This window comes from Streptomyces bugieae, assembly GCF_036352915.1.
Lineage (GTDB): Bacteria > Actinomycetota > Actinomycetes > Streptomycetales > Streptomycetaceae > Streptomyces > Streptomyces endophytica.
On sequence record NZ_JAZBJP010000059.1, the window covers coordinates 21,031 to 27,762 of the forward strand.

The 6,732-nt window shown below is 75.2% G+C and carries 4 protein-coding genes; all 4 read right to left on the reverse strand.

Annotation, left to right across the window (positions count from 1 at the left end; translation table 11 throughout):
- Positions 1 to 915 carry a metal-dependent hydrolase gene (locus V2J85_RS39030; RefSeq protein ID WP_330824228.1) on the reverse strand — a complete coding sequence of 305 codons (915 nt, stop codon included), beginning with the start codon at positions 913 to 915 and terminating at the stop codon, positions 1 to 3.
- A gap of 70 nt (positions 916 to 985) precedes the next feature.
- Positions 986 to 2,959, reverse strand: coding sequence for a hypothetical protein (locus V2J85_RS39035; RefSeq protein ID WP_330824229.1), 1,974 nt, complete (start codon positions 2,957 to 2,959; stop codon positions 986 to 988).
- 109 nt (positions 2,960 to 3,068) lie between these two features.
- On the reverse strand, positions 3,069 to 3,299 hold the full coding sequence (locus V2J85_RS39040) for a DUF397 domain-containing protein (protein WP_261951895.1): 231 nt from the start codon (positions 3,297 to 3,299) through the stop codon (positions 3,069 to 3,071).
- Positions 3,300 to 3,333: 34 nt separating this feature from the next.
- Positions 3,334 to 6,489 carry an alpha-N-acetylglucosaminidase gene (locus V2J85_RS39045; protein WP_330824230.1) on the reverse strand — a complete coding sequence of 1,052 codons (3,156 nt, stop codon included), beginning with the start codon at positions 6,487 to 6,489 and terminating at the stop codon, positions 3,334 to 3,336.
- Positions 6,490 to 6,732: the final 243 nt, after the last annotated feature.

Here is a 6,732-nt window from a genome sequence, read left to right on the forward strand (position 1 = left end):
TCAGGCACCTCCGGTCGTGCCGGCCTCGGCCGCGGTGGCGGCGGGGGAGCCGGCGAGATAGGCCACGGCCTGGGCGGTGTCGCCGTGCTGGGAGGGGTGGTAACTGCGGCTCAAGTACTGCGGGATGGAGCGGGCCAAGGCGCCCGCGGTCGGCAGTACGCCGTCGCGCCCGCCGCGGAGGAACTCCCGGAACGTGGCCCGGCCGTCCGCCAGTGTGGGGTCGTTCTCCATGAAGAAGCGGATGCCGCGCTGCCACAGGAAGGCCAGGGCGCCGAAGGCCGTGGCCCAGGTGCGGACCCGGCGCCGGTAGCCGCCGTCGAGGTGCACGAACAGGTCGAAGGCGACGGACCGGTGCTCGACCTCCTCGGCGCCGTGCCAGCGCAGCAGGTCGAGCATGGTCGGATCGGCGCCCCTGGCGTCCAGCGCCCCGGCGTTGAGCACCCAGTCGCCCAGGAACGCGGTGTAGTGCTCGATGGCGGCGATCAGGGCGATCCGCTCCAGCAGCCACCACCGGCGGGCCCGGCCCGGTGGCAGCGTGCGGTCCCCGAGCAGCTTCTCGAACAGCCAGTCCACCTGCGCGGTGTACGGGGTCGGGTCCAGCCCCTGGTCCTTGAGGTGCGGCAGCACCTCGTCGTGCGCCTGGGAGTGCATCGCCTCCTGGCCGATGAACCCGATGACGTCCGCGCGGAGTCGGGCATCGCGGACGTACGGCAGCGCCTGTTTGTAGACGTGCACGAACCAGCGCTCGCCGGCCGGCAGCAGCAGGTGCAGCACATCGATCGTATGGGTGCTGGCGGGGTCGCCGGGGATCCAGTGCAACGGGGTGTCCGCCCAGTCGAAGGCGACGTTGCGGGCCTTCAGCGGGGTGTGCTCGGACGCGACCGGCTGGGGCCGCAACGAGGCCTTGTTAGACATGGCGTCAATGTACTGGCGGGTAAGGAGTTGTCGATACCCCTCGCATGACGAAAATCCGGCGCTCCTCCCGTCAGCCCACCGCGTCGACCTTCCTGCCGCCGGCCAGCCGGCCGGACAGCTCCGCGTTGTCGCCCGCCTTCGCCGGCAGCGTCAGGAACCGGCCGGGCGCCGTACCGTGCACCGCACCGGACGCGGTGATCGACCTGACCTGGTCGCTGCCGGCCGCCAGCAGCCACCACTGGCCGGCCGGTGCCTTCCACAGCACCCCGGCCAGCGCCCGCGGCGACCGCGGACCGCAGGCCGTACCGCCCTCCGCCCGGGCGGTCACCGCGCCGGGGGCGTACGGCTGCCCGTTCGGCGCCGGGGTCTGGACCTGGGCCAGCGTCCGGCTGCCCGCACCCCGCCAGGTCTCCGCGCGGGTGCACAACCAGGCCGCACTGCCCGCGCCGCCGGGCAGCGGCTGCCGGGCGAACTCCCAGGCGTTGACGTTGCGGACGCCCTGACCGCGGACCGCGGCGAGCTCGCAGGCCGTCCGCGCCCAGGCCCTCCTGGCCTCCGGGGCGGACACCTCACCCGGCCTGCGCGGCCTGCCGTACGTCAGCCGGGCCGGGGTCAGCTCGCCGAGGTCGGTCAGGAGGTGGCCGCCGAGCCGCAGGGCCGGCCAGCTCGTGCACTTCTGGTCGGGGCGGGGCACCGGGACCGGGCCGGTCAGCCCGTCCGCCCCGACGGGAACCGGCTGGGCGGCCGCGTCCGGCTTGGTCAGATCGACCAGCGCGGCCTTCCCCTTCACCCACGGAGCGGTCAGATAACGGACGTTGCCCTGGGTGCGGCCCACCACCACGGCGCTCGCCGTGTCGGCCGCGGCGCCGTCCGTACGGGCGAAGTCCAGCGCCGCGCCGGTGCCCTCGCCCTGGCCCTCGCCGTCCGCCGCCTCGGCGTACCGGACCATCCGCAGACCGTCGTGGAGGAGCACCACCACCGCGTGGTCCACCACACCCGCGAAGAGCAGCTGCGGCGGGCCCGCCGCGGGACCGGTCGGGGTGCCGGTCGTGGCCGACAGCTGCACGCCCGAGCCGGGACGCGCCCATACGGCCAGCGCACGGCGCAGCAGGGCCTTGTCGTGGACCCGGTCCCCGCGGGCCGGCCAGGCCGCGAAGTCCTGGCGGGCCGCGGTCTTCCAGGCCGTGGCCGAGGTGACCGTCAACTTGCCCGGATCCAGGGCGGCTTCGGACGCGGCGTTCCGGGCGTACGGCGGGGCGGCCGCGCCGTCCGGGCCCCAGCCGTCGCCCGGCAGCCCCAGCAGCGCCCCGCACACCAGCACCGCGGCACCCGCCGCCAGCACCGCCCGGCCGTGCTGGCGCCGCCGGATCAGATCCGTCGGCCGGGCCCGCAGCGCGCACGGGTCGAACTCCGGCGACTCCAGCAGCGAGCGGTCCCGGCTGCCGGCCGGGGTCGCGGCCCGCTCGGCCTCGTCCCAGGCCTCCCGCGGCTCGGCCACCCCGGCCGCCTCCAGCACCCGGCGCGCCTCGGGCGGGCTCAGCCGCTCCAGATCACGCAGCACGAACGCGGCCCGGCCGGGCCCGGACAGCGCCGACAGCGCCTGGTCCAGGGCGAGTTCATCGGCGCCGCCGGACCGGGGGCACAGCCGCAGCCCCCACACCTGGGGGAGGAGCGGCGGCGGGGCCGGCAGCCGACGGCGCGGCCGGGCGGCGGCGAGCGCCGCGCGCAGCACCCGCATCCGGACGAAGGCGTAGCCGGGGTCGATCGCCGCTTCCGCACCGGCGCGCCGGCCCGGCAGCCCCAGGGCCCGGGTGGAGCTGCGCTGACGCGGCAGGGCCCGCTGCACCACGCCGTGGGCGGCCAGCACCCGGCGGCTGCGGCTCCGGCCGGGCGGCAGGACGAGATAGGCCAGCCGGACCAGCCGGGGGTAGTGCTCGACCAGCGCCGCCTCGGCCTGCTCGACATCGATGACCTCGTCGATGTCCGCGAGGCTGCCGGAGGGGGTGCGGTCCGGACGTGCGGGGGAGGGCTGCTGCTGCTTCACGTTCCGTGAAACGAGTGAATCCTGTGATGGTCACCGGTACCGGGCTGACGCCCCGACGGGTGACCGGGCCCGGGGGCGGCCGCCGGCCGGCCCCCGGGGAGGGCCGCGCTCAGCGCTCCAGGTCGAACTCGCCGTCCCGCGCGCCCAGTACGAACGCCCGCCACTCCGCTTCGGTGTAGCGCAGCACCACGTCGGGCTCGGTGGAGTTCCGCATGGCCACCGCACCGCGCTCCAGGAAGGCGATCTCCACCGCTTCCTCGGCGTCGCCGGGCGGGCGCTGCCAGACGGCGTCGGAGATGTCGAGGGCGTAGAGCCACTCCTTCTCAGCTGCGGCACTCATACCGGGATCCCCTCGCTCGTGGTGCGGTTCCGGGTCAGCGTACGCGGTGGCCGCGCGTGCTTCCAGTGACGGTCCAGTGACGGAACGCGGCCGATCCGCGGTCTCCGGAACCGGAGTTGGCGGCGGTCTGGTGCAGCCCGGCGTCCTGTCGGCCGGCCGCTCCGGGCACGGTCACGGTGGCGATCTCCCGCCAGGTCGCGCCGCCGTCGGTGGAGCAGGCGCCGGTGTACGTACCGGAGCGTCCGGAGTCCGGCCCGCGGGTCAGCCGCAGCAGGACGGGTGCGGTGACGCCGGTGAGCCGGCGGTAGGTGTCCAGCCGGCCGTCGCCGTCGGCGTCGTAGGACAGCACGACGCCGTTGGCCGGGGTGACGGAGAGGTTGAGGAAGCCCAGGGCGGCGTCCGGTGCGTCCGGGCCGGACGGGGCGAGGCGGTTGCGGACGAGCAGGCCGGCCCGGGCCCAGGGCGCGGTCGGGTCCTGGCTCGTCACCTCGACCGTCATCGCGCCGCCCGCCACCAGGGCGCCCGGCCGGTACACCGCGCCGAACTCCGCGGTGGACCGCCACAGATCCGCGCCGGAGCCATTGATCGCGAAGCGGTCGTCGAGCTGTCCGAAGACGGCCGCGTTCGTGGTCACCGTCCGCAGCTCCGCGTCCAGGGGCCCGGCGACGAAGAGGGTGCCGTCCCGGGTGGCGCGGACCCGGGGCTCGCCCTTGGGACCGTAGTCGGCGGTGAGGCGGTAGGGGAGGGGCTGCAGCGGCGCCTTCGCCGGGCCGGCCGGGGCGGTGATCCGCCAGCGGGCCCGGCCGGTGCCGCCGGGTGGCAGGGACGCCAGGGTGACCGGCCCGTCGGCGGTGGCCGGCAGCCCGGTCAGCGCGAAGTCGACCCGGCCGGTGGCCCGCAGGCCGTTCTCGTTGCGCAGCGCCGCGGTCAGGGTGGCACGGCCGCCCGGAGGCAGTGCGGCCGGCTCGGCGGCCACCGTGAGCGTGCCCTGGTACGGGGCCGCGGCGAGGACGTCGTGGACCCGCCGGGCGGTGCGGTACGGATCGGCGGTGGGGCGCAGCGGATGGCTCGTCCGCGCCCGGGTCCAGGGCTCCTCCAGGGCGTACCAGTCGAACGTCTTCGGCGGGCGGCCCGCGGCCAGCGCGTCCGCCAGTTCGTCCAGATACGCCTGCCACTGCGGGAGGTGGACCTCGGCGATCAGGCCGTGCCAGTCGCGGTTGGCGTAGTTGGCGAGCGACCCGCCGTCGGCGGTGGCCCGGTCCGCCCAGGTGGTGATCAACGCCCGTGCGGAATGCTCCAGTTGGGCCTCCTCCTCGGGACCGGACGCCCTCGCCTTCGCGTCCGCGAGCCACGGCCCCAGCAGGAAGTGCCGGTGCGCGCCGGCGACCTCGTCGCTCAGCCGCATCAGCCGCAGCCACAGCCCGGACAGCGCCCGGAACGCCGACCGGTCCTTGCGCCGGTAGGCCTCCTGGAGCTGCCCGATCAACTGCCAGGAGCGATTGGCCAGCGCCTGCCGGGCGGCGTCGGTCAGATCGTGGCGGTAGGCGTCGCTGCCGCGCAGCGCGGGCCGGACCGCGAGCAGCGCCGCGAACGCGGTGTCGAAGGCGGCCGGGTCGAAGGCCGGGGTGTGGGTGGCGTAAGTGGTCCCGGAACGAGCCGCCAGGCTGGGCCGGGCGGCGAACACGGAGTCGTGCGGCCGGCCGTCCTTGCTGGCGATCTCGTACGCACTGCTGCGGAGCGCGGCGAACGCGGCCCGGGCGTGCGGGTCACGGGCGCCGTAACGGAACGCGGCATAGCCCTCGAACCACGCCGCGCGGTCCACCGGCCGGTCCCGCCACGCCAGTTCGCTGAACAGCTCGAAGGCGGCCGGGTCACGCTCGGCGGCCTCCGGCATGTAGGCGGTCCCGACCAGCCGGCTGCCCGGCTTGTCCCGCCAGGCCGGGAAGCGCTCCGCCCAGATGTGGGTCTTCGCGCCGATCGTGGTGCGCCCGCCGAAGTTGGGGATCGACCCGAAGGCGTACGGCACCCCGCCCCAGTCCCGCTCCCGGTCGGTGACCGTGTCCAGGTCGCCGAGCCCGTCCACGATCAGCATCCGGTCGTGGTCGACGGCGTCCAGCAGGTCCCGGCGCGGGTTGTCCTGCCAGCCGAGGATCACCCAGGTGGCGTCCGGGTGCGCGGTGCGCAGCGCCCGCTCGACGGCCCGCGCCGCCTCCGCCACCGGTACGTCCCCGGGATCGCCGCCTTCGTGCAACAAATCCATCTTGAAGTACCCGGCAGATCCGAACAGTTGCTCCTGCTCCCGGTAGAAGGCGGCGGCGGCCTCGGTGAAGACCCCGGTCCGCGGATCCAGCCAGTCGGGGCGCTTCAGCCCCGACCAGGTGCCCTGCGGGACGGTCCGGGCGCCGGGGTTGCGGGCGGCGAAACCGTCCGGCACGGTGCCGAAGTATCCGGGCAGCACCGGCCGCATCCCCAGCTCCCGCAGCCGCCCGGTGATCCGCCGCCCCAACTCGGCCCGCCGGCCCAGCAGTTCGGGGCTCATCGGGCCCCCGTACCCGCTCATGTTCTGCAGCAGCCACCACGGCTGGTGCGAGGGCGCCGGGAGCCAGCGGCGGGCCTCGGCGTCGGAGTACCCGAACCCGGTCAGCAGCCGGTGGTAGACGGCCTCGGTACCCGGCGTGACCAGCACCTCGTTCACACCGTGGAGCGCCAGGACGTCGATCAGCCGCTCCCAGCGCGCCCAGTCGGCGTACGGGGCGGTGTACCCGTCGTGGGTGTCGTTCAGCGCGAACCGGTGCGGCACGACGCTGCCCCGCTCCAGGGGGGAGCGGGGCGCGGGCAACCTGGCGGGCAGCGCCACCTGGTCACCGGCCCAGGACAGATGGGCCCGGCAGGTGTATTTGAGGTACCAGTGGACGCCGGTCAGGAGTGTGGCGGGCGAGGTCCCCGCCACGGTGATCCGGCCGGCCGTCCCGTCCACCCGGAACCGGTCGGCGCGGCCCGCGGACGCCAGCGGAACCAGCCGAAACTGGTCGGCGTGCTCCGGTAGCAACCGCTCCAGCGCGGTCCGCGCTGGGGCGGTGTCCCATGTCGCCGCCCGCTCCGTGGCGGCGTACCCGGTCCCACGGAGCGCCGCCCCTGCCCCGATCGCTCCGGCTGTCCCCAACAACGCACGTCGTGACGGTTGGCCCATGGGGTCAGTATTCCCACGTTCCGCTGCGCTTTGCAGTGCCTCCCACGTACCCGTCTGTCCCGCCGCGGGTGTTGTTCGCCGTGGCGCCTGCGGCGGGCTGGGTGGTTTGTGGGTGCGGTGACGGGCCTCCGGGGCCGGTTGTGTGGACTGCTGACGCTTTACGTCCACACAACCGGCCCCTCCGGCCCGTCCCCTCCCGTGAGAGGGGAAGAAAACGATGGTGGGGGTGCACGTAATGCCCAC

What these genes read in the sequence shown, in the direction of transcription:
- V2J85_RS39030 (WP_330824228.1), bottom strand. Translation starts at nt 915, where the DNA reads ATGTCTAACAAGGCCTCGTTGCGGCCCCAGCCGGTCGCGTCCGAGCAC.
- V2J85_RS39040 (WP_261951895.1), bottom strand. Translation starts at nt 3,299, where the DNA reads ATGAGTGCCGCAGCTGAGAAGGAGTGGCTCTACGCCCTCGACATCTCC.
- V2J85_RS39045 (WP_330824230.1), bottom strand. Translation starts at nt 6,489, where the DNA reads ATGGGCCAACCGTCACGACGTGCGTTGTTGGGGACAGCCGGAGCGATC.